The sequence below is a fragment of the Granulicella sibirica genome, assembly GCF_004115155.1.
Classification (GTDB): Bacteria; Acidobacteriota; Terriglobia; order Terriglobales; family Acidobacteriaceae; genus Edaphobacter; species Edaphobacter sibiricus.
Genome location: NZ_RDSM01000002.1, coordinates 43,294 through 67,416 on the forward strand (window position 1 = coordinate 43,294; position 24,123 = coordinate 67,416).

Sequence of the window (24,123 nt, forward strand, 5' to 3'; positions counted from 1 at the left end):
GCGTCGATTGCTCTGGCGATCGACGCAGTTCCCTCCGCTATGGGCAGCCTGCTTTGCGGTCTGCCCTGAGGCTCGTTGGAGCACGATCGTTGTACGACTCTTTCGTCCCGCCATCATCCCGAAGGAGCAAGCCTACTCAGAAGCTCATATTCGGGCCTTTACCAGACGTGAGCGCAGAAGAGGTTCGACCCCACGTTCCATGCCCGAGCGAAGAGACTGCGGCGAGCCCCGAAGAGAATAACGTCGCCAGACATGCCAAGCTCCAGCCGCCCGGTCGGATCATCGAGGCGGATGCGGGCGTAGTAATACGTTGGGGCCGCGACGCCCTTCAAGCCGGTATTCGTTGCGAGACCGGGTGGTAATGCGACGGCATCGCCCTCGAGGGCAGGCAGCCTGGCATGCAGTACACCAAATTGCCCCGGCTCGATCAAGGCAACCTCGGCGTTCGGCTGGATGCGATTGAGGGCCGCGGCGGGGATGAAGATACGTGCCACGCGCGAGCCGTATTCCGCCACGGTCAAGAGCGGCTCGCCTGAACCCACACTCCGATCCGTCAAGGCTGCAGGGTCCCGCGTGAGAATGACACCATCGGCTGGTGCGCGCACGAGAAGCGAGGCCTGCGTTCTGCCGGCCAGAGCTTCGGAGCGCAACGCGGCGTCGCGCCCGGAGGCTGCCGATCCCAGGCTGCTATGCGAAAGCTGCGCGTTGAAGGTTGCAAATCGCGCCGCGTCGCTTTGGGCAGTGGCAGAGGAACGCAGGGAATCGACTGTGACGCTCCTGACCTGCAAGAGCGGTTCTCCCATGCGAACCTCCTCGCCTTCATCCACGAAGACCGCGCTGACGGTGCCTTCTTCCGGGGCATGAAGCACCGAGGAGTGCTCCGGCTCGATGACGAACAAGCCGCTTTCGCGGTCGCGCCGAATGGGCAAAAGAACCAGCGCGAGCAGGATAAGAAGGGAAGCCGTCAGGGCCGGCGTCATCCGCCCTGTGCTTACGTGTTTCGACCAGACCCGTTTGAGCACCCCGCGCAGCGCGGCGAGGCGAGAATGAAAGACCTTGTAAGCCAGCAACACAGCGGGGATGAGGGCAAACTCGCCAAGCCAGTGCGATCCTATGTTGTAGGTCAGGCGGACTACGGTCGAAAGGAGTACGTAACTGTAAAGACCGGATAGGAATGCGTAAGCAACGAAAAAGGGCACATGCCCTCGAGCAACGACTGGAAGCTCCGCGTCCAGACCAAGCAGACCGCGCTGCACCCATCCGGAGAGAAATGCTGTCGAGCGCTCTTTCAGGTCGGGAATCCCAATCCACTCTGTCATCAGGTAGTAGCCATCGAACTTGGCCAACGGATTGAGATTGAGGACAATCGCAGCGACTCCAGTCATCAGGATGACCTCGTAGCAGAAATTGTGGCCCCATTGTCCGGGTTGCGTATTCAGCCAGACGATCATGGAACTTCCGCAAAAGATGAGCTCGATCCAGATGCCGGCAATGATCGCGTAGGAACGATGGCGTCTCGAGGAACACAACCAGATCTCGGTGATATCAACGAAGAATGCCGGGGTGAGATACAGCAGCAGGAAACCCATCTTGTGGACCTGGCCGCCGAAATGCTTGCAGGTGAGGCCGTGAGCCATCTCATGGAAGAAGCCGATGACAAAAAAGAGCAGCCAGAACTGTGCGAGCTCCGCGAAGCTCTTGCTGGTGAACGTGTAGAAGAGGACCAGGTCCGGGGCGAAAAAATCCCACCTCGTCACAAAGATGAATGCTTCTACGAAGAAAAGCAGCAGGGCAAGAAGAGTGAATCCCGAACTGTAGAGGAAGCTGCCGATCTTACCGTCGAGCCAGGTGAGGAAGCCGTCCGGGTCGATGACCGAGAAGCTGATCTGGGCTAGAGCGTTCTTTGTCGGGCGTCGGGAGAGGCGATTGCGCGGAGCATTCAGCACATCGTTCAGGGCAAAGGTCCGCTCTTGCGCGGATCGATACCAGAAATCGCTCTCCTCAAGACTTTCCGCAAGCGTCCGAACCTCCTCTACTGCGACGGTCAAGGAGGTCTGCTGGCTGAAGAGGTCCGCGACCTCATCGTACGTGCGGACGCCGTCGAACAACTGCAGCAGTGTCCACTGCACGGGCGGAAACCTGAAGAAGTTGCCACGGCCCCGATGGAAGACGCCGACGACCCGTTCCCCCCCAAGCATCTCCTCGCGCACCACCAACTCCGGGTCCAGGCATGGCGGACGGCTGATACGTAGTCTTTCCGGGGAAATATCAAGCATCGCGATATTACGCGCCGCCACCAGATTCATCATGGCGCTCTCGTCTTTGCGGCAGCGGAACTCCCGAGCGTCACCTGCATGGACATGCCCGGTTTCAGCAGGACAGACGCATGCGCGATGGAGCCAATCACCTGCACGCTGTCGCTGGCCGGATCGACGACCGGACTGACGCGGAGGATGCGCGCCGCCTGATGCAGGTCCGGATATCCGGGAGTTGTGAGATCGAGCGGAGCACCCACCGAGTATGCCGCCATGGCGGATTCCGGAACGGTAAACAGGATGCGCAGCGGAGCCTCTGCGGTCACCCAGAAGAGCACATCGCCCGTCTTCACCTCCTGTGCGAGCCTGAGGGACTGTCGACCTACGACCCCATCAAACGGCGCGACGATGTGGCACTGGTCCAGTTGCAGCTCCGCGTATTTCAGGTCAGCCTCCGCAGCCAGCGCATCGGCGCGATAGCGTGCAATCTCGGCCGTCACTTCCTCGAGCCTGAACCTGACGTGCTCCCATGCCTCTTGGCTTACGATGTTCACCGCCCGTAGCTCGTCGGAGCGGCGCAGGTCCGCGGCATCCATCTTCTCTTCAGCCTGCAATTCCAGCACCCTGGCCCGCACCGACGCCAACTTGGCATTTTGCGACTCGACAGTCGCCTGCAGCACGCGACTGTCGAGCGACGCCAGCAACTGCCCGCGCCTCACGTGGTCCCCAATCTCCACCGCGATGCCGGCGACGCGGCCATCGCGCTCCGCGGCAACATCCGATTGCTGCTCGGCGACCAGCGGTCCTGTCGTTTTGAATGGCGCCGCCTCGGTCACGCCGGCCTCCGTCACAGTAGAAGGCATCGGACGCTCCGGTAATGCGGACGTGGATATTACGGCCGCCGCCGCGACGGGGTGGGACTCACATCCACTCAGCAGCGCTGGCGCCAAGAAAGCGACTGCAAGGACTAAAGAGGAACGACGAGAAAGAAACATAGGCCTCACCAACCAAACCAATTCCACAACGTTTGCCAGATCCACAACGCGGGCCGCCGCAGCAGCACGTACCCTGCGGGCCGGTATCCAACCCATACCTTTGCCTGTCCCGTCATTCCCGCGCGCAGGACAGCATCGGGATTAGGCAGCGGAACCCGTGCGGCAAAGGTGCGTTCTCCATCGCCGGCCTGCGCCTGCGCACTGACGAGCCCGACGCGGCCGCGCCATAACCTCTGCGGATAGCTGTCGAGCTTGATGACCGCTCCTTCACCGGAGCGGAGTTGCGACACATTGGCTTGGGGAATGGCGATATCAACCACTGCCGCCGAGAGGTCGAGCACCTCGGCAAAGCTATCGCCCGCAGCAAGGTGCTTGCCGGCAGCATTCTCAATGGAGGGCGTCATGACGACGCCGGTGATGGGCGAGCGAAGCTGTGCGCTCTGTATGCGGTCGCGGGCGCGATCTGCTTCCGCTCGAAGATACTCCACCTGGGCACGATCCGCTCCGGCCTGCGCCGCGCCACGGGCGAGATCCGCCTGCATGGTCAGCATCGCATTATGGAAGCGGGCTTCGGCTGCGGCGAGATCGGTGCGCCACTGGAGGTCATTCATCGACGCGATCACCTGCCCTGCTTCGACGTGCTGTCCTTCTCGCGCGAAAACAGTGGTGATGTTGCCGTCGACGGGAGCGGCCAGCGTCACGATATGCTGCGCGCCGACCGTGGCCTCACCCGTCAATCGCATCGGCAGCGGACAGCAGGCAAGGAAAAGCGCTCCCGCGATTGCTCCAGCCGCAAAGCCGGTACGCCGATTTCTGCTGGTGCGCAGGAGCGCCCGCTTTCCCCTGACCAGAAATTCGAGCAGGCCGATCATTGGCAACTCGCGATAGCTGATGGCATGGCGGAGCGCGACGGTCGCCTGCCCACCGAGGATCTGGATGATCTCGGTATGTGCGAGGCTGAAAGACTCCGGGTCGGCACTTTCGTACAAAAGCAGCCCGACGCGCCCATCGTCATCTCGGAGCGGAAAGGCAAGAAGCCCGCGGTAACCGGTCGCTGTACAGTATGCGGCCACCATATCGGGAAGGTCTCCCTCAGCACCCCTTTCGTGCTGCCGAAAATGGAGAACCTCGGCTTTGTCGGAGAGCCAGCCGATGAGTTCGGAGAGTTCTTTGACCTTTGTATCCCCATACGGAAGGCTGGTCCGTCCCGACACTGCCTTCAACCGCAGCTTGCCGCGATGGTCCAGTGAGAGCGAGCACCGCTCGAAGGGCAAAACCCTCTGCTGGCTGTTGACGATAATCTGCGACACTCGATCGAGGCGCAGCGTTGACGTCATCTGCGTACTGACCTGCATCAACTCCTCGAGAACCTCGGCTTTTCGCCCGGCGACCCTATGACCAGCACGCCCCAGGACATCGCTGACGGTCTTTGGAGAGGGTGTGGAAGAGCTCTTCCTCTTCATGCCGGAAGGGTTCCCCGGAGATCGGATTTACCGCCTCCAGGACACCGATCTCGGCGTCGTCTTGAATGAGCGGCACAAGCATTGCCGTGAAGATCGGCGGACTACCTTCCCGATGACGTCCCTGCAGCCGTGGGTCGGCTGGATCGGTAATCCGTAAGGAAACGCCAGTCTCCGCCATATCAACCACGTACCCCGTGCCCGGCGCTTGCTGCATGCCGGTGCTCACGGAGGAGTCGACGCCGGCCGATGACACCACGGTCAAAACATCGTTGTCGAAGAGCCAGACATGTACAGCCTGGCACTCCAGCGTGAGTCTCACTTTCTCGGGAATTAGCTGCAAGAGTGCGTCGAGCTCAAGCGGAACGTGCAGGGAGGCTTCGAAGTTGTAAAGTAATGTCATCCGATGCAACGCGCGGCGCAACGCCAACGTTTCTTTTTCGCGTGATGCCTGATCAGCGATGCCTGCTTGTTCTTCCGGGACTTCCGCGTAGAGGAGCGGGGTGTCCCCATTTCGGCCATTGGCCCAGGAAGTGACAGAGTTGCCCATCATGTGGCAGTGTGACCCCAGTTCGTTTCGCTTGTCGACAGACCGCCCCAACCACAGGAGGTCTCTCTGAAAACACTTGGAGCGATCCTAGAGACATCCATCCGCAATGCCACCAAAATTCGGCCTAAAATCGACATAACCGTCTAAGCCATTTATTGCCAGTTATTTACCTTCGAATATGAGACTGACGGAGCACACTTTGAACTCTGAACACCTTCCATGGCTATGACGGTTAATTTGAAAAAGGTTCGCTTCGGGTCCTTTCAATTCGACCCACGGCGACAAGAGTTGCGGAAACACGGCTACAGGATTCGAATGTCCGCGTCACAGATTCGGCTATTGAACCTGTTCATAGAGCGTCCCGGCGACTTGATCAGCCGGGAAGACATCAGCGCGCGGCTCTGGGTCGACACCCGCAACATAGACGTCGCCACAGGTATCAACACGGCGATCAATCGCCTTCGAAGCCATCTTGATGATTCGCCGGAAGCGCCCGCCTACATCGAAACCGTCATCGGCCTCGGCTATCGATTCATCGCAGTCCTCGAAGACGATGCTGCACCGGAACCTGCTCCCCACAGCGTGGCGCCAGCAGGTGGCGATCTCTTGGTAGCGGGCTCTCACACCTTATTGATGGTGGCGGAACCTTCAGGAGGTGACAGCCTCGACCTTCGAATCCCGAAGAGCGAGATCGCCGAGGCCATGAGCCAGCAGACCGAAGTTTTCTTCCCGGCAAACGCGTCTGCCAAGGCTTTGCCTCTACCAGAGTGGATCGGTTCGGCGCCTGCAGTTACAAAGGCTTTCGCTCGAAGCCGCCAATGGAAGTTGATTCTCGCCGTGGCTGGCATTCTCTTGATTGGCGTTGCAGGCTGGGTTGCTTTCACGCGATTCACCACATGGCGGCCGATGGCGCAGTCACCTAGCGCGGACATTCCCTCCAGCAGGAACGGGGCTGGGCTGAATCCGGTCACATCGCAGGGAAAAGCCGACCCGGTTTCATCCGCCGCAGTATCGCCGGACGGAACAAGAGTGGCTTACGGCAATCATGCCGGCGTCCTGGTCCACAGCTTCGGAGGCAGCGATGAGTTGCTTGCCTCCCGGCCCGCTTTCGAGGTGAGCCGCATCTCGTGGTCTCCGGATAGCAAACAACTCCTTGTAAGTGGAACCGATGGATCGACAGGTCGGCATCAGGTCTGGCGCGTGCCACTGGTTGGAAGCTATCCCCGTCTCATGATCTCCGATGCCGATCTCGCGACGTTTTCGGCGGATGGTATTTCGATCGCTTACACTCGCGAGCACGACACGGAAGTTTGGGTCGCTGCTGCGGACGGCCGGAACCCACGCAAAGTGGAAAGCGATGCCACCGGAAGTTTTCCATACCTCCTCTGGGCATTCTCGGGAGACCATCTGCTCCTCGATCACATCCATGCCGCACCGCCATCTGGTCTCGGGCTGACGTCGACGACTGCTTCGCTGCCACCTCATGGCGAAGAGTTCTATGAATCGGTCGACTCGCAATCAGGAGCCCTGTTGGACCGGGAGGCGGATACCACCTTCCGCTCTGGCTACGTTCTCCGAGATGGGAGTGTCTACTTTGCCGTCGCTGATGCGGTGAGCCCAGTCGCCGGCCAGACACGCCTGATGAGGGTTCTGACCGATCCCAAGACGGGACGCTTCTTGGAGAAGCCAAAGGTTGCGGACAGCTTTGGAGGGTACGGCAGGAGCCTCTCGGCATCTGCCGACGGTAAGAGGCTCGCACTCGTGCTGCAGCGATCGTTTGTCGACACCTTTGTTGCAGACGTGCGCCGTCCCGGCCCAACGCTTTCAGGAGTCAGGGAGCTCTCGAACAAGAACGTCGAGAGTTATCCGCATGCTTGGACTCCAGACGGGTCAGCGGTACTGATGGAAGACGCATCGCTTGGCAGATGGGCCATCTTCGCTCACCCTCTCGACGGATCACCAGCCTATCTGATTGCCAAAACGGATGACTCGGCTGTCTTGCCGCAACTGACACCAGACTCACGCTGGGTCATGTTTCTTCAGTTCAGTCCAAACGCGCCAACCGCGAATGCCATCTTACGAGCTCCTGCGATCGGTGGCGTTGCGGAAATCGTCCCGACCACAGGGAAACTGGGAGATTTCAGTTGCTCCGTGCAGCCCGGTGGAACCTGCGTGGTCCGAGAGTCGCTAGGCAACTCGGAATTGGTGTACTACGCCCTGGACCCGCTGAAAGGCATGGGACAGGAACTCGCGCGCACACCATGGCACGCGATTCTGCTTGGTGACTGGGGTGTTTCTCCGGACGGATCCACGGTCGCAGTCGTCGATCACGATACGGTCCATCCAGGCGTAAAACTTCTTCGCTTGGGTACCTCTCCTTTGCAGGCCCGCGATATTCCCCTGGCGGGATTTGGCACACCTCTTGGAGCGGGGTGGGCTGCCGATGGCCGTTCGCTGTATGTGCAATGCAGGACAGATGATGGCTTCCAATTGCTCGACTTGGACCTGCGTGGAGCAGCAAAGGTCCTGCGCAAGAGTACGGTGCCTCTCTGGGCCATCCCCTCACGCGATGGCAAAAAAATTGCTTTCCCAGGTTACTCAACGAGCGACAACGTGTGGACTCAGGAACTCTCTCCCTAGTGCTCCGTCGCGGTAAGTAATGTTCTGTGCCGCGGATGCCCCGCTGGGCGTAACTCTCCGTGGCTGGCTTGTGAAACCGTTGCTATTGCCAGTTTCCGACGAGGACGAAGGGAGCCCAGAAGAAAGGGTGGGAGAAGTCGGGGCCGCTCTTCCCGTCAAGGAGATCGATCTGGGCCTGGCGGAGAGCTTCGACCTTCTGGACCTTGCCATGGCCGGCGACCCAGCGCTGGTAGAAGTCTGCCATGAGCGTGCTGGTGCTTGTGTCTCTGACATTCCAGAGGGAAGAGATGACGGATTTGGCACCCTTCTCCTGCGCGATGGTGGCGAGGCCATCGACCTCGCGACCATCCCTGGTCTTGCCGAAGAGGCCCGTGTCGCAGGCGGACAGAGTGAGGAGTTCGGTGTCACGCAGACCGAGCTTCTGGTTGTGGAGAAACTCGAATACGGTGAGGTGGTAGCCCTCTGTGGGCTGATCTTTGCCTGCGAGCAAGAGGTAGTCTGGGAGGCCGTCTTTGCCTGCGACGAAATGACTGGCGATATGTACCACGAGATGCCTGCTTCTGAGCTGGTCCTCGAAGGCGCGCTCGGTAAAGCTGGAGTTGATGAGGAGCGTACCCGGGATGATTCCGTTAGATCCCTTAACGGACGGGTCTTTGACGATCTGATTCAGTTCGTCGACAACGCCAGGCAGTGGATCGAGCTTACTGTCGTACTTGGCTGATATCCCCATGCCACTGATGTTGATGTGGGTCATGTCGGGTTTTTCTGTCATGTGGGGGAAGTCGATGGGGAGCATGCCGACGGACTGGTAGTTTTTGATGAGGTACTGTTTCCCATCGTAGAGCGCATTCATCGGGAGATAGCGAAGCTTGCCATCCAGAACCCAAACGAGAGTCTGAGCGTGGGCCTGCGCAAGCTCTCTCTGGATGGGTCCGATGAGGATATCGTAAAGCTCTTTGCCGAGCGAATGTGGGTCTAACTCGGGCTCCTGGAGAGCGGCGCGGAAGTCATCGACCCGCTTTTCAAGGTCTGTCCGGCCGATGGGGTAGGTACGAACGACACTGATCGACGCGGTGACCAGGATGATAGTGTAGGTCGTGTCGCCGACGATGGTGTAAAGCGCAACGGTGCGCGGCATGAGGGCGAGGTTCTGGGTAAGAGAAGTGACGTCACTTTTGACCGAGCCCACGAGTTTGTTGGCATTGGCTCCTGTCCCGAAGGCGACGTAGAGGCGCTTGTAGAGGGCCTCGGTGCCTTGATCCGCCTTACTAAGTTGAGCGGCGAGACGCTGATACTCCTGCTCCTGGTCTGGCGTGCGAGAGGCAAGACCCTTTAGGGTGGCAAAGCGTTCTGCAATGGTGACAATCTGGGCGGTGGCTTGTTCGTAGTCTTTCTGCGCCTGCTCCTCCGCGACGGTGGACGGCGTGGCATTCGCTGCGGCAGTCGATGGTGGCCGACTGTGATCGACTCCAGAGCGGGTGGGTGACCGCGGAGTCGGGGGAGGAGTTGGCGTTATCTCCGGTTGGGCTGATGAGGTTGTGGGTGGAAGTGAATCGGTGTAGCTCGCAAACTCCTGTTGCTTGAGCAGACCGAGCACCTGTTGGGCTTCGGACAGGCGGTTCTGCTGCGCGAGAAGCTGGGCGAGGTTGCGATAGTAGTCGGTGATTGGCATGAGGCCCGCATCGCGCCGGTCAAGGAAGCTGTTCTTGACCTCGTCGGTCATGGTGGTGATGTTCTGGCGGACCCGCTCGATGTCGTTCACGGCCTGCTTGCCGAAGAAGATGGCTAGTGTGGGTTGGGAAGTTCGAGTGACCACGCAGAGGCGAGCGAAGATGGCGGCTTCGAGCAGAGGTTGGGCCTTGGCGAGGGGGAGTGCCTGGCCGTAATACTGGATGGCCTTGTTGTTGTCGGTCCCCTGATAGAGCATTCCGAGTCCGGCGTCGACCTGTGCCTGCGCGGTACGATTGCCGGCGTCCCGGGCGATGACGAGACCCTCCTGATAAAACGCGGCGGCCTTCTCGCGATTGCCCAATGTCATGTTGACGAAACCCTCGTTGGCGAGTGCCGTGGCAACGTAGCCCTTGCGTCCGGTTCTGCGATAGATGGCGAGAGCGGCGTCGTACTGCTGGAGGGCGAGCTTGTAGTCTCCCTGACGGCTGTTGATGGTGGCGAGGTTGTTGAGGGCATTCGCTTCGCTGAATGGATTGTTGATCGCCTGCTCGATGGTGAGGGCAGCCTGGAAGGCCTGTTTGGCCTGATCGTCCTGGCCGAGGGCGACCTGGGCCGCGCCAAGATTGATCAGCGCGGTGCCTTCGGCGGCTTGGTTTTTGAGCTCGCGCGCCATGGCGAGGGCCTGGGTGAGAAGGGTGACGCCACCCTGAAGGTCTCCCTTCTCCGTGCGGAGGACACCGAGACTTTCGGTGTCGGCGGTCTGCTCCAACTTGTTGCCTGCGGCGATCGAAAGAGCGAGGCCCTGCTTGAGACTGTCTTCTGCCTTGTCGTAGTCGTACAGGAGGCTATAGACCCGGCCCAGGTTCCGGAGGGTCTTTGCCTGATTGACCTGGGCAGGTTTGCCCGATTGCGACTGCCAGATGGTGAGGGACTGCTGGAGGTTGGCGAGGGCATCGTTCGTCTGGCTGAGGTTGATCTGGGCCGTGGCGAGGTTGTTGAGGACAGCTGCCTGGGCGGCGGGATTGCCGGCATTGAGAGCAACGAGCGGACGGAGCCAGAAGATGACAGCATTCCAGTCCGACATCTTGCCGAAGAGATCGCCAAGCTCCAAGGCATGGATCGTCATGAACTTGATGTCGTGCCTTTTCTCCTCCATGCCGAGGTCAAAGACGAGCTTCTTTTCCTGCTTCTGCAGGTCGGCGGGCCAGTCTGGGCCGGGTTGCGGGGGCCCCTGGGCTGCTGCGAACGAAGAGGCGAGGGCGAAGGACAGTGCACAGCTAAGGGCCGATGAAATCAGACGGGACATCTTGCTTGCCTCGGTCTTCCGGATCTTTGGAGGGAGACAGGATAGCAGAGGGTTTTCTACCGTCGCTGCGTTGAGTATCGGACTCTCGAAGACGCTCGAACGAGACTCGACTGCGGCTCGACTTCCCGTGATCGACTTCAGTTATCATGAACGAGTTCAGAGCACAGTCATGCAGTTATTTTGAAAGAGCGAACCCATGTCTGAAGTCATACACTACCGCTGCGATATCTGCGGCACCGAGAGTTCGAATCCCGTTCATTGGTTCATGATCCAGTGCAATAGCGACGAGCTTAAGCTACTCAGGTGGAAGACCGAATCATCTGGACCAGGAGTTCACCACTATTGCGGAGAAGCACATGCCAGCATCTATATCAGTCGTTGGTTAGAGTCCGCTTGTGCTCCGGCGAGACAAGACTTCAACCGCCCCACTGCGACGTCCTGACATCATTCCGTCCTGGTCTAAGCGTGTGACGGAATGTGATTTATCCAGGCACCTTTGTCCGTGCGCGACTCCTGCAACCCGAAGGTTTTCCGCGGCCTGTAGTCAGCGGTTTTGCGGGTTTATCCCCTATTGATTGTGATGAGGGCCCTTCAATTTCTTCGCTTGTGCGCACAGATGCGCAGGCAATGAGTTTCGAGGCAAAGCGCGTGATAGCGTCCCCGTTGTAATAGTCCATCTCCGCGAGAAGTTCGGGCAGTTCCTTAGCGTCTACACAACGAGCACAATTTCCTGTCTTAGCTACGGCCGGAATGTTCTCGGCTTGAAATCCGCAGCGGGGTTCCACGAGGCGAGGTCACGAGCGAAGGCGAATCGAAAGATCTGGTATGTCATCTCACAGCCTAGTCTCGTGTAAGTAGTTGTAACGCAACAACATCCTCGCGTGCGAGGATGTCTGGAGAGGTGCGAGGAGGGATGGATCTTAAGAGTTTTGGTTGCCCCCCAGGGATTCGAACCCCGATTGATCGGTTCAGAGCCGACTGTCCTACCATTGAACGAGGGGGCAACACGGTGCTTCTGGCGTCGCGCAACCGCTCGCTGACTGCCTCATTGAGTGTACGTTCTGGGCGACGGCAGGTCAATGGAACTACAACCTTCGTCCGCTCCGTTGGCCCTGGTTGCAAAGGCGCACCCCATTGCGCGTCTGAAGTTTTGAGCGAAGAACGCTCTGTGGTCGGCTAAGAGAAGTGGGCCGAGTCTGTCACCAAGCATTCACAAACGGTCCAACATATTTCCAGGGGTTTCCCGGAAACAGAGCTACTATCGGTGTCATGGCGGACAAAGCAGTGACGCTGGTCTGTAGCCGCTGCAGCTGTGCGGACGTGAGAGTCTCTCGTCGCCGTTGGTACGAATACGTCTTCAGTACGTTCAACTACCTCCCATTCCGCTGCATGGCCTGCCACTCCCGTTTCTTCCAGCGCATGGACGAGTCGCGCTGATTTGCGTTCTCAGCGAATCCAGGAATCTCGCAGAAAATCAAACGTGCCGGACCCTCTAGGCCTGACACCCTCGATGCGGCGCGTATGGACGACCTCATTGGTGGGGTACCAGAGCGGGATGACGGGCATATCTTCGGCCACAATCCTTTGAATCTCGACGTAGGCCGCCCTGCGCTTCGCTTCGTCGGTCTCGGCCGAGGCCTGGGCTATAAGTGCGTCGACACGCGGGTTCGAGTAGTGTCCGCGGTTACCCCCCTTTGGCGGGAAACTTGCGGTGGCGTAGGCGTAGCGGAAGATGTCCGGGTCCTCGTTGCTTCCGATCCAGCGCAACGCGTACATCTGGAAGGCTCCCTTCGTGATATCGGCGTAGAAGGTGCCAAACTCGGCCGAGCGGATCGATAAGTCGATCCCGACCTCGCGCATCTGCTGCTGCAGCACGGCAGCGAGCAGGCGAGTGGTTTCATCGGTCGAGGTCTTCAGCGTGATGTGAAGTCGCATGCCGTCTGGGCCGGCAGGGAAGCCAGCTTCGTCCAGGAGACTCTTTGCCCGTTCGGGGTCATGCGTATACATGGGGATTTCGCTGGGTCCGGCGGCGGCCCAGTGTCCCTCAGGGAGAAGCGTATTCGCCGGGCGCGCTTTGCCGCGCCATAGTGCCTGGATGATCGCGGGCTTGTCGATCGCGAGCGCAATAGCCTGACGAACACGACGGTCCTTGAGGGAAGGGTCCAGGACATTCAGCGTCGTGTAAATAGCAACGGAACTTGGCGCGGCCTCAACCTCCAGGTTCGGTGCCTGCTCGAGAGCGTGCACCATGTCGAGCGTGACGACGTTGCTTTCGATGTCGGCTGAGCCGCGCTTGAGTTCGAGAGCGGTCGTGATGGCGTCCGGAACCACGGGGAAGCGCACATGTTCGATTCTCTGGCCGCCCGCCGGAGGGTCGGGCTCGGGGTGCCAGTAGCTGGGGTTGCGCTCGAGGACGACCTCCTTATCCTGGACCTGGCTGACGAAACGGAACGGGCCAGAGCCGATGGGGTGCAGGCCAAAGTCCTTTCCTGCGCCGCTTGGGACGACGCCGAAGAGGCCGTCGCTCATGTTGAACAGGAGGCCCGAGTCAGGGCGTCTGGTCTTGACGACGACAGTCAACCGGTCGGGCGTCTCGATATGGTCGACTGTGGCGAAGCTTCCGCTCTTCGACGAGGTGACCGTGCCGTTGAGCAGGCTGCGGATCGTCCACGCAACGTCCTCGGCTTCGAGCGGGCGGCCGTCGTGAAAGCGGACGCCGTCGCGCAGGTGGAACACCCAGGTAAGCGGGTCCGGGCGATCCCAGCTTGTGGCGAGCCAGGGCTGCAGGACGAAGTGCTCATCCTTGCGGACGAGCGCGTCGAAGATGAGGCCGCCGACCCGCTCGGATTGCGCGTCGGTCCCTTGGCGGAGATCGAGGTTGTTCGGGCTCGACTCGATAATCATGGTGACGGAGCCGGGTGGCTCCTTGTGGGGGCGGCAGCCTGCAAGGAGGAAGAGCAGAAGAAGGCACACACGCGAGCGCGCCCGTTCACGCTCCATAGGTCACCTTGCCGAGAACAACGCAGCGTGATGCTCCCGTGGCCGCTGGAACGTTTCCGGCGAGGCGGTTCCAGGTGAGCCACGCCAGGAGCGCGAACGCCACGCCTTCCTTGGCCTGCGCTGGAACTCCCAACTCCTCCATATCCCGCACCGTGACGCCGAGCGGCTCGAAGCGCTCGCGCAGGAGACGCATCAGGAACGCATTTCGTGCGCCCCCACCCGCGATGCAGAGGTCGATGCCTCGGGCAAGAGGCGCGCGCTGGCCGAGATGCGCCCAGACGAAGCGGCGGTAGGCGTCGGCGATGGAATCCGCGGTCAGCGCGGTCGCCGTGGCGATGATGTCTTGTTTCTTCAGCTTCGATCCGGCAGACACCTCGCACACCGCGAGGAAGCGTCCGACATAGGCTTCGCCGAACTCTTCACGTCCGCAGGACTTTGGCGGAGTCGCCGCGAAGTACGGGTCTTTCGCAAGGGCAGCGACAACCTCACTCAAGACCCGTCCACGTTGACCGGTGGCGCCATCGCTGTCGAACCGTTTGTGGAAAAGCCGTTCCATGCAGGCGTCGATCACCATGTTGGCCGGGCCGGTGTCGAAGGCCATGACAGCATCAGCACCCGCGCCTGCGGGGATCGCGGTGAGGTTCGCGATACCGCCGAGGTTGAGGAGGATGCGGCTGCGCGTCTTATGGGAGAAGAGCGTCACGTCGAGCTTGGGGACGAGAGGTGCTGCCTGTCCACCCGCGGCCAGGTCAGCCGGGCGGAAGTCGCTGACGACCGGCACGCGAAGCCGCTCGGCGATCACGGACGGCTCGCCGAGCTGCCACGTGGCTCGGACCGGCTCGCCCAGAAACTTCGCTGGCGTGCCCTGGTGGTAGATCGTCTGTCCATGGCATCCGATGAGTGCCAGCTTCACCCCTAGTTTTTTCGCCGTGGCCTCGACTGCATCCGCGTAGATAGACCCGAGCCTCCAGTGCAGACGGCTCATATTGGCAACGCTCATCGCTTCAGCGTTCATGGCGGCCAGAACGGCGCGGCGGACCTCAGGCTTGTAAGGGTACTCGGTAAACCCGATCAGCTTGATCTTCGGTCGGCCGTCGGCTGCGGACGAGATACGGCAGACAGCGACATCCACTCCGTCGGCAGAGGTTCCGCTCATGATGCCCGCCACGATCATCGCGCCGCTCTTCGCCTGGACCACGATTATCCCTTCAACTCGCGCTGGAGGTCGGCCAGCAGGTTGAGCGCCTCGCGCGGCGTCATCTCGTCGACGTCGATTTCGCCTAGGCGGTCGACGATCCTTTGCGAGAGAGGCGTAAACATCGTCATCTGCATGGATGCGGAAGCGGCCTCGCGGACCTGCTGCGTCTCGGCCCGTTCATGAACCTTCAGAACCTCGCGGGCGCGTCCGATCACAGCTTGCGGCAGACCGGCGAGCCGCGCGACCTCGATGCCGTAGCTCTTGCTTGCCGGGCCGGATTCGACAGTGTGCAGGAAGACGATGCCCGCGGCCGTCTCCTTCACCGTGACGCGCAGGTTTCGAAGCCGGGTAAGCTTCTCCGATAGCAACGTCAGCTCATGATAGTGAGTCGCAAACAGCGTCCGCGCACCAATCCGGTCGTGGAGGTATTCGACCGTCGCCCATGCCAGCGAAAGCCCATCGTAGGTCGCCGTGCCACGTCCCATCTCATCGAGCAGGACCAGCGAGCGGGAAGTTGCCGTGTTGAGAATGGCCGCCGTCTCGGTCATCTCGACCATGAAGGTGGAGCGGCCACGCGCCACATTGTCGCTTGCTCCGATGCGTGTGTAGATGCGATCGACGAGGCCAACCCGCATGCTCTCGGCCGGAACAAAGCATCCGCACTGCGCCATGATGACAAGCAGCGCAGCTTGCCGCAGATACGTACTTTTACCACCCATGTTGGGCCCGGTGATAAGCGCAATGGATGGGCCGCCCTCGGCATCGAGATGAACGGAGTTTGGCACGAACCGCCCCATGCCGCTCTCCTCCATGCGCCGTTCGACCACGGGATGACGCGCTCCGGTGAATTCAAGCACCCCACCCTCTTCGATCGTTGGCCGAACCCACCCGCGCAGCGCCGCGAGGTGGGCAAAGCAGGCAAGCAGATCGATCTCGGCGACACACCGTGCGGTCTCGCGCATGCGCGGCGCGGCGGCGAGTAACTGGCGTCGAAGCTCACCGAAGATGCGCCGCTCGATCTCCATCGACCGATCCTGCGCGGTAAGGATCTTCGACTCGTAGTCCTTCAACTCGGGCGTGGTGAAGCGTTCCGCGTTGACGAGCGTCTGCTTCCGTTCGTAGTCGGCCGGAACCGACTTGGCGTTGGCCTTCGTGACCTCAAGGTAGTAGCCAAAGACAGAGTTGAACCGAACCTTGAGCGAGCCGATGCCCGTGCGCTGGCGCTCGCGTTCCTCAATGGCGACGAGCGCCTGCCGCCCACTGCGGCTGAGTTCGCGAAGCTCGTCGAGTTCGGCGTCAACTCCTGCGCGGATGACGTTTCCGTCGGCGAAGCTGACCGGCGCATCCTCCGCAATGACGACGGCGACCATCTCGTGAAGATCGTCGAGGATGTCGACCTGTGTGGCAAGCTCCTGCCACCGTGCGCTTTTGAACTCGCGGACGGCTGCGACGACGCCGGGTAAAGCGGCCAGGGTCGCCGCCAGCGAGAGAACTTCGCGCGGCCCAGCCGAGTCCATGGCGACACGCCCGAGCAGACGCTCAAGGTCAAGAACGTTGTCCATCGAGCGCCGCAAGGTCTCACGCTGCCGGAGCTTTCCAGCCGCCTCGCCGACGGCGTCGAGCCGTGCGCCGATCTCGGCGAGGCCGCTCGCCGGCCGCAGCAGCGTAGCACGCAGAAGCCGTTTGCCCATCGGCGTGCAGCAGGCATCGAGCGTGTAGAAAAGGGTCGTCTGGGCGGTCTCGCCGGAGAAGAGCGGCTCGACGAGTTCGAGATTGCGCACGCTAACCGCGTCGAGTTCCAGGCAGGAAGACCGCTCGTAGAAGCGCACGCCGTCGATGTGCTCGAGCGCGCCCTGCTTGGTGGCGCGGAGGTAGTGCAGCATGGCTCCGGCAGCAACGGCGGCGGTCTCGTGCCCGGCGAGCCCGACGCCATCGAGCGAGTGCAGCTTGAATTGGTTCTGCAGCAGGGGAAGGGCGTAGTCGTTGGTGAACACCCAGTCGTCGAGCGCGGTCTTGGTGCGGATCGCTTCCAGGCTGCCGGAGCCCTCGTCCTCTTTCGGTTTCGCGGCACCATCGCGGAATGCGGGAAGAATGCCGGTCGGTCCAGCGCCCGCCATGCCAAGCCCGCCGCTGGCATAGAGAAGCTCAAGGGGCTTCACCCGTCCAAGCTCATCGACGGTCGCGGCCCAGGCACCCGGTCCTGTGAACTCGGTAGCCCGGAACTCGCCCGTGGAAAGATCCATCAGCGCCAGTCCAGCAGTCGCGCCCGCTCCCGTACCCCGCAGCGCAAGGCTCGCCAGCCAGCAGCTCTCCGACGCCGCAATTCCCGGGTCGACCGCCGTCCCGGGAGTGAACACCCGGGTGACCTCGCGCCGGACGAGGGTCTTCGTCAGCTTGGGATCCTCAATCTGCTCGCACAGCGCTACCTTGTAGCCCATCCGCAGCAGCTTCTGGATGTATCCCTCGGCCGCGTGGTAAGGGACGCCGCACATCGGCTGCTTCTTCTCCCGGTCACGCGCCGTCAGCGTAAGCTGCAACAGCCGCGCGACGAGGATGGCGTCGTCGTAGAAGAGCTCGTAGAAGTCGCCGATGCGGGCGAAGACGAGGCAGTCCGGGTGTTGCTGCTTGGCGGCGAAGATCTGCCGCATGGCCGGGGTCAGCCCCGCGATATCCGTCCCGGGAAAGCCGCCGATGAGGGCCGCCTCCGCTATCACCGCCGATGTCGTCTCGTCCGCCACGTGAAAGGCCAGAATACCGCACCGGGCAGAGGAGATCCCGGGCCGTAAAGCCGCAGCGGCTATACTGGAAGTTCCGTGCCTGGAGCATCCGCGTCACGTTCCGCCATTCCGGCACACTATCTCTCATGTCTCTGATCTGGCTTCGAGTCGCGGTGATCTTGTACGGCATAGCATCGCTCGCGGTGCTACCGGCTGCGCTCTACGACCGGCCACGCTGGAGGCATGTCGCGGTTCCGGCCACCGTGGCGGCGATCCTGTTCCACTTCGTCAGCTTCGCCGAGATGCTGAACGCCGCGCACCACATGCTTCCGGTGGATACTCACGAGACCCAGGCCCTACTCGCCCTCCTCCTCGCCCTGGCGTTTCTTTTGGTGTACTGGCGATACAAGACGGTCTCTCTCGGCGTCTTTGTCTTGCCGATCGTCGTGCTTCTCACGCTGGTTCCGGCGTTTCGTCCAAGCCAGGAGACGCTTCTTCTCGCGCATTCCAATTGGATCCTCCTGCACGTCGCCTTGCTGCTCGCCGGGTATGCGGCCCTCATTCTCTCGCTTCTCGCCTCTCTGCTCTACCTGATCCAGGAACGGCGGTTGAAGTCGAAGTCCACGGCTCCGAGTTGGCTTAGGCTTCCGCCGCTCGATACCATCGATCAGATAGCCCTGAAAACGCTTCTCTTCGGTCTGCCATGCATGACGGCCGGCCTGTTGATCGGATCGTGGGTGGCTGCGGTCACGGTGGGGCCGGCGTTCTTTCTCGATTACAAAGTGCTTCTTTCCTTCGCCATGTGGATCGCCTACGTCGGCATGATCCACATCCGGCGCATGTCCGGGCTCCGCGGACGCCGCGCGGTCTATCTCTCCTCCTTCGTATTCTTCGTCGTCGTCACGGTGTGGGCGGCGAACCAGTTCTCAGCCGTACACAGGTTTACAACGCCATGAGCCAACAGAATCTTGTCCTCCTCGGCGTGAACCACAACACGGCCCCCATCGAGGTCCGCGAACGCCTCGCCATTCCCGCAGGACGACTCGCCGACGCGACACGGACCCTTCTGCATCAGCCGGGTATCCGCGAGGGCCTCATCCTTTCGACCTGCAACCGCGTCGAGCTGGTGACGCTGCAGGAGAATGAAGCCTCGCACAAGGCCGATTTGCTGCGCTTCCTTGACGAGTACTTTTCCGTCCCCGCTGCGACCATTCAGCCGCATCTCTACGAGTTTCGCGAGCGGGAAGCGGTCCGCCATCTCTTCCGCGTCGCTAGTTCGCTTGATTCCATGGTCGTCGGAGAGCCGCAGATCCTTGGGCAGGTCAAGGAGTCGTACACGGTCGCCCGCGAAGTGGGAGCCGTCTCCGGAACGCTGGATGGACTGCTGCAGCGCGCCTTCACCGTCGCAAAGCGCGTCCGCACCGAGACTCAGATTGGCTCCTCCTCCGTTTCAATCGCCTCGGTGGCCGTCGATCTCGCTCGCAAGATCTTCGGATCTTTATCCGGAAAAACAATCCTGCTCGTGGGCGCAGGGAAGATGTCCGAACTCGCCGCCCGCCACCTCATCCAGCAGGGCGCCGCTTCGATCCTGGTTTCCAACCGGACCCCGGAGCGCGCCGAAAAGATCGCCGCAACGATCGCGGCTTCCATCACGGACAGGCACTGCGATACCGAAGTCCTGCCCTTTGAGGCGCTCTACACGCAGGCCCACCGAGCCGATATCGTCATCACCTCGACCGGATCGCCAGACAAGATCTTTACGCGCGCACATGGCCGCGCCTTCCTCGACCGCCGCCGCAATCGCCCCATGTTCTTCATCGACATCGCCGTCCCCCGCGACGTGGATCCCGAGATGAACAAGGTCGAGGGCTGCTTCGTCTACGACATCGACGACCTTCAGCAGACCGCTTCGGCGAACCTCGCCGATCGCAGCCGCGAAGCTGCCGCCGCTGAAACGATCGTTTCGGGCGAAGTCGAGCGCTACCAGAAACGCCTGCTTACGCTCGACGCCGTCCCCGCGATCAAGGCATTGCAACAGAGCGCCGAGACGATCCGGCAGAATGAGATTCTCCGCGCTCAGTCGAAGCTCGCGGGACTGTCACCTGACCAGCGCGAGGCAGTGGAAGCACTCACCCGGGCGCTGACGGCGAAGCTCCTGCATCCGCAGCTTACGGCTCTTCGCCAGGGCGTACCAGGCCGCGAGCGTCCCGAGGAATAGACCTACTTCGAAACCTGCACCGTTCTGCCATTCCAGGGCTGGAGAGGGCGCGCATTGTTTGGAAAGAGCTTCGCGAACGCCTGCTCCTCCGCGACGGAGATTTTGAGCGGCGACTTCATCACGAACCATCGCACGCCTTCCGTACAGGGGGGTGTCGTGAGCGAGCCCTCAAAGGTGTAATAGCCATGCGCCACCGGCAGCAACTGAGTCGGATCGAGCGTCGCGGCCACTGGCTTCACCTCGTTCTCGCTCTTCGGCAGGCTGTCCCACAGCTTCTGGATCACCGCATTGTTGTCGCCATCCGCAAGCAGCACCGCGACGACCGCGAGATGACCGTCCGCGTCCTTGTGCACCATGTGGATCACCATGTCGAAGTGCTTGCCTGCGATGGCCTCTTCGCTCGGGTGGTGGAAGTGGAACTGCACGAGTTCATAGCGGTGTCCGCTCGAAATCATCGAGCTCCCCGGTGGCACGATTACCTGCACGGTATGCCCGTTGTCGACGATCTTCCACTCCGCCGGGTGATAGTCGAAGGTAAGCTCCGGCAACGCCACACGCTTCGCGCCACGCAGGTCGATAGGCGACTCCATGTGTCCGAGGGCGCAGGCAGAGTTCGCCGGATCAAGCTGGCTCCAGTGTTCCGGGCCGTCCGCGCCGGCGTATCCCCAGTGTGCCGGGATGGGCTGCTGTGCAAGGACGGTAGACAACGGGAGGACGAAGAGAAGGGAGCAGGAGAGCAAGAGCTTGCGGCAGGTGCGCATGATGGAGGCTCCGAAAGCGACGTTGAGCCGCCCTGCCGTGGCAAGGGGATTCGGCTAAACGCCTGTATCGGCATAACCCCTGCTTGGCTACAGGCGAAGGTGCAAAAAACATGCCCCCGAGTAAGCCTCGGAGGCATGAACCAACCAGCGTATTGCAAATGATTTAGGAGATAGTTCCATTAAGCCCGGCCGGGAAGAATGCGCCGGTGTACTTGGTCGTGCCTCCCGTCGTCACACCGCCCGCTGTCACAATCGCAAGAACCTGCGTCGTGCTTCGCGTGAAGGCGAGAGAGTGATCGGTGGAGGCGTCGGCAATAGTCAACGCGGGATATGTGGCGGATGACCCGTTCAGCGCGACCATCGCCGTCGTGACGCCGATGTCGTCCACCGTCCCACCGCTCCCGTTTGCAAGTGTGGCGCGCGCGGTAGAGATAGCCTGGGTATACCCGGTGAGAACACCCGCGCCCGCATCCAGTTCGTTGATGGAAGTGCGGACCAGTCCGGCGTGATAGGCCTCCACGGCAAGGATGCCCGCGGCCGCCGGAAGCACGACAGTCTTATCCGAGATCAGCGCTGCTGCGCCCCCGTAGGCCGACACGCCCACGTCCTCGAAGATATAAGCCCCGATGAGGAAGTTTGCGTCGCTGGCGAACGGATCGAAAGCCGAGCCGAGCCCAGCCAGCGTCGCTAGTCCGTTGAAGGAGTTATACAGATCGATGTTGGGCATCGAGACGGCATTCTTCCCAAGTGCCGATTGCAGGAAGAGAACGTGCTTCCCCTCTTCGACCGCTGTCTCAAGCGCATAGTTCTTGATCAGGGTAGACGAGAAGGGAACTGCAGCGAAGCTGGGCTTGAGCGTGACCGTTCCAGCTGTACCGCCATTGACCGCGACCGGAATCGGCGACGGGAGATTGTCGATGGTGACACCGTTCGCGGCAAGGTTATAGAACTGCGCTTCGAGGTATTCGAGGTTAAGAGCGAAGTTCAGTATGTCGTTGTCGGTGACCGCGGCCGCTGCCTGCGCCTTGGGTGCGAATGCAAGACCCGCAAGCGCCACACCACCGATGGCAAGGAGTTGACGACGGCTCGAGATGATAGCGTCCAGTTGCTTTGTTTCTGTATTTGCCATGGAATGTCTGTCCTTAGGATGCCGTGGTGGTGATGACGCCGTTCATGCCGTTGGGGAAGAATCCGCCCTTGCTGACTCCCGCGCCGCCGCCCGTGCCGTACACGATGTGCAGCACCTGGCTGGTGTTGCGCGCGTAGGCAATTGCATTGCTGTTGGCGGCAACGATGCTGGTTTGCGAAAGGACCGTTTCATTGCCGCCACCGAGCGTGCTGCGCAACGCAATGATCTGGTTAGCGTAATTGAGGTAGGTGTTATCCCCTCCGATCGACGTAGCCACAATGCGCGAGCGAAGTTCGGCGGCATGGTAAGCCTCTACGGCCATGATGCTTGCCGCTGCTGTCAGCAAAGTGTTGCTGCTGAGCAGGGGAGCGGCTCCGTTGTAAGCCGTGACGCCTACGTCCTCGAAGATGAACGCGCCGATGAGGAAGTTCGTTGGGTTGAGAAACGGGTTGAACATGGGTCCGATGCCGGCGGCCGTAGCCAGGGCGTTGAATGAGTTTGTGAAGTCGAGGTTAGGTCGTCCGACGGGCGTTCCGCTGTTGCCCGAAATTGCCGCTCGGATAAAACGAACGTGGTTCAGCTCCGCCTGTGCGATCTCGTTGGCGTACGCTGCTTGTGCCGCGGTGAAGCCTGGAACAGCAGTTCCGCCAACAACGGTGCCGGAGCCGCCATCGGCGGAGGAGATACCGCTTCCGGTCGCTGCGCGGAGATAGAACTCGGCTTCCAGGTACTCGAGGTTCAGGGCGAAGTTCAGGACGTCGTTATCCGGCAGGTCGAGCGCCGGCGGCGTGGTTGGAGTTGTCGGCGATACGGCGGTACCAGAATCGCTATTGCAGCCAGTAACGATGGCCGCTGCGCCGAGAGCACCGGCGCCAGCAAGAAAGCTGCGTCGCGATGGCCCGGAGTGGAGAAGTTGCTCGATCTTGTTCACTTGAATCGACCTCCGAAATGAAACGGTTAAACGATCTACGAACGAGAAAGAAATCTACGAACGAGAAAGAAATCTGCGAACGAGAAAGAAAGAGCTACGTGCCTTGTCGAAGCCTGGGTAAGGCTTAACTTCTATTACGGCCTGACCGTACTTCTGGATTTGTGAAAATGCGAATCGTTTGTCAGCTTTCGTAGAAGACGAGGAAGAGACGGTTCCTGCGGGGCAACACCACGTAGGATGCGCGAAAAAGGGAAAGTGTAACCAACGTGAATCGAACCGGGCGCTCACTCGTCTTATGTGCGACTTAGCGCCGGATGCCGTCCCTGCCGTATCCTGCTTAAGACATGAAGCCCACACCTATTCGCATCGGCTCCCGAGGATCTCAGCTCGCCCTCTGGCAAGCCAACCACATTTCGTATGCCCTACGCGACGCAGGCTATCAGACCGAGATCGAGATCATCCGCACCACCGGCGACCGCATGCAGCAGCCCGGCTTTGTCCCACCCCCGGGGCTCGACGGCAAAGGCATCTTCATCAAGGAGATCGAAGAAGCGCTCGAAGATGGACGCATCGACCTCGCCGTTCACTCCCTCAAGGATCTGCCCACCCAACTCGAACCTCAGTTCGAAATAGCCGCTATCCCCAAGCGCGCGGACCCACGCGATGTCCTTGTCTGCGAGCAGTTCTGGGCGCTCCACACCCTGCCCGATAACGCCACCGTCGGCACCACGAGCCCACGCCGCCGCGCCCAGCTTCTCGCTCTCCGGCCCGACCTCAATTTCGTAGACGTTCGCGGCAACATCGACACCCGTTTGAAAAAGTTCGCTGACGGCAAGTGCGACGCTCTTGTCCTCGCAGCCGCCGGACTGGACCGCCTCAATCGCGCCGAGTGGGTTCACCAGCGCTTCGATCCCACCGAGGTCTGTCCTGCTCCCGGCCAGGGAGCCCTCGCACTCGAAACACGCTCCGGCTCAACCGAACGCGACCAGTACATCCGTCAGTCGATCTCCTTCTTCAACCATCCACACACTCGCTTCTCTGTCGAAGCCGAACGGTCTGTCCTCGACGTCCTCGGCGGAGGCTGCCAGCTCCCCGTAGGCGTTCTCTGCCAGCCAACCAGCGAAGGCTACAAGATGTACTCCCAGGTCGTCGCCCCCGACGGCGACACCATGATCCAGCTCGAAGCCGAATCCACCCACTCCGCCGACCCCATCGAGTTCGGCCAGCGCGTCGCGGCCCACCTGAAAGAACGTGGAGCCCTCGACCTGCTGGCGGCAACTGCCAACTAGGTT

General features: G+C 61.0%; 15 protein-coding genes and 1 tRNA gene. 4 read left to right on the plus strand and 12 right to left on the minus strand.

Going from position 1 to position 24,123, the window contains the following annotated elements; translation table 11 throughout:
• Window positions 1-158: 158 nt before the first annotated feature.
• The 4 genes from GRAN_RS11070 to GRAN_RS11085 form a co-directional block, all read right to left on the minus strand.
• Window positions 159-2,309, minus strand: coding sequence for an HlyD family efflux transporter periplasmic adaptor subunit (locus GRAN_RS11070; protein WP_128913129.1), 2,151 nt, complete (start codon window positions 2,307-2,309; stop codon window positions 159-161).
• Window positions 2,306-3,118 carry an efflux RND transporter periplasmic adaptor subunit gene (locus GRAN_RS11075; RefSeq protein WP_161570935.1) on the minus strand — a complete coding sequence of 271 codons (813 nt, stop codon included), beginning with the start codon at window positions 3,116-3,118 and terminating at the stop codon, window positions 2,306-2,308. The genes GRAN_RS11070 and GRAN_RS11075 overlap by 4 nt, the downstream gene beginning before the upstream one ends.
• Window positions 3,119-3,255: 137 nt before the next feature.
• Window positions 3,256-4,605 carry an efflux RND transporter periplasmic adaptor subunit gene (locus GRAN_RS11080; protein WP_161570936.1) on the minus strand — a complete coding sequence of 450 codons (1,350 nt, stop codon included), beginning with the start codon at window positions 4,603-4,605 and terminating at the stop codon, window positions 3,256-3,258.
• Window positions 4,606-4,642: 37 nt separating this feature from the next.
• Window positions 4,643-5,140, minus strand: a complete 498-nt coding sequence (locus GRAN_RS11085; protein WP_161570937.1) for a GAF domain-containing protein — start codon at window positions 5,138-5,140, stop codon at window positions 4,643-4,645.
• A 435-nt stretch (window positions 5,141-5,575) separates the two neighbouring features.
• On the opposite strand from GRAN_RS11085, the gene GRAN_RS11090 reads away from it, so the two are divergent.
• A complete protein-coding gene (locus GRAN_RS11090; RefSeq protein WP_161570938.1) occupies window positions 5,576-7,900 on the plus strand; it encodes a winged helix-turn-helix domain-containing protein in 2,325 nt (774 codons plus the stop codon).
• 82 nt (window positions 7,901-7,982) lie between these two features.
• Here GRAN_RS11090 and GRAN_RS11095 read toward each other — a convergent pair whose 3' ends face one another.
• The 5 genes from GRAN_RS11095 to mutS form a co-directional block, all read right to left on the minus strand.
• Complete coding sequence (locus GRAN_RS11095; protein ID WP_128913134.1) at window positions 7,983-10,877, minus strand: CHAT domain-containing protein; 2,895 nt, start codon at window positions 10,875-10,877, stop codon at window positions 7,983-7,985.
• A 930-nt stretch (window positions 10,878-11,807) separates the two neighbouring features.
• Window positions 11,808-11,881, minus strand: a tRNA-Gln gene (locus GRAN_RS11100).
• A gap of 442 nt (window positions 11,882-12,323) precedes the next feature.
• Window positions 12,324-13,877 (minus strand): ABC transporter substrate-binding protein, encoded by a 1,554-nt coding sequence (locus GRAN_RS11105; protein ID WP_241654505.1) that lies wholly within the window; start codon window positions 13,875-13,877, stop codon window positions 12,324-12,326.
• Window positions 13,867-15,075 carry an anhydro-N-acetylmuramic acid kinase gene (locus GRAN_RS11110; RefSeq protein ID WP_338323428.1) on the minus strand — a complete coding sequence of 403 codons (1,209 nt, stop codon included), beginning with the start codon at window positions 15,073-15,075 and terminating at the stop codon, window positions 13,867-13,869. Before GRAN_RS11110 ends, GRAN_RS11105 begins: the two co-directional genes overlap by 11 nt.
• Before the next feature lie 2 nt (window positions 15,076-15,077).
• Window positions 15,078-17,723 carry a DNA mismatch repair protein MutS gene (gene mutS / locus GRAN_RS11115; RefSeq protein ID WP_128914137.1) on the minus strand — a complete coding sequence of 882 codons (2,646 nt, stop codon included), beginning with the start codon at window positions 17,721-17,723 and terminating at the stop codon, window positions 15,078-15,080.
• 242 nt (window positions 17,724-17,965) lie between these two features.
• On the opposite strand from mutS, the gene ccsA reads away from it, so the two are divergent.
• Together ccsA and hemA are read left to right on the plus strand one after the other, a co-directional pair.
• The gene (ccsA, locus tag GRAN_RS11120; RefSeq protein WP_338323429.1) at window positions 17,966-18,748 is read left to right on the plus strand and encodes a cytochrome c biogenesis protein CcsA; all 783 of its coding nucleotides are present in this window, start codon (window positions 17,966-17,968) and stop codon (window positions 18,746-18,748) included.
• Entirely contained in the window at window positions 18,745-20,010 is a 1,266-nt protein-coding gene (gene hemA / locus GRAN_RS11125) for a glutamyl-tRNA reductase (protein ID WP_128913136.1), read from the plus strand. Before ccsA ends, hemA begins: the two co-directional genes overlap by 4 nt.
• Window positions 20,011-20,012: 2 nt before the next feature.
• Here hemA and GRAN_RS11130 read toward each other — a convergent pair whose 3' ends face one another.
• From GRAN_RS11130 to GRAN_RS11140, 3 genes are all read right to left on the minus strand, one after another.
• Window positions 20,013-20,771: a carbonic anhydrase gene (locus GRAN_RS11130; protein ID WP_128913137.1), complete on the minus strand. Its 759-nt coding sequence runs from the start codon at window positions 20,769-20,771 to the stop codon at window positions 20,013-20,015.
• Window positions 20,772-20,934: 163 nt separating this feature from the next.
• A complete protein-coding gene (locus GRAN_RS11135; RefSeq protein WP_128913138.1) occupies window positions 20,935-21,900 on the minus strand; it encodes a ferritin-like domain-containing protein in 966 nt (321 codons plus the stop codon).
• A 13-nt stretch (window positions 21,901-21,913) separates the two neighbouring features.
• A complete protein-coding gene (locus GRAN_RS11140; RefSeq protein WP_206662754.1) occupies window positions 21,914-22,831 on the minus strand; it encodes a ferritin-like domain-containing protein in 918 nt (305 codons plus the stop codon).
• Between the two features lie 344 nt (window positions 22,832-23,175).
• Here GRAN_RS11140 and hemC point away from each other — a divergent pair, with 344 nt between their 5' ends.
• Entirely contained in the window at window positions 23,176-24,120 is a 945-nt protein-coding gene (gene hemC / locus GRAN_RS11145; RefSeq protein ID WP_128913140.1) for a hydroxymethylbilane synthase, read from the plus strand.
• Window positions 24,121-24,123 lie beyond the last annotated feature (3 nt).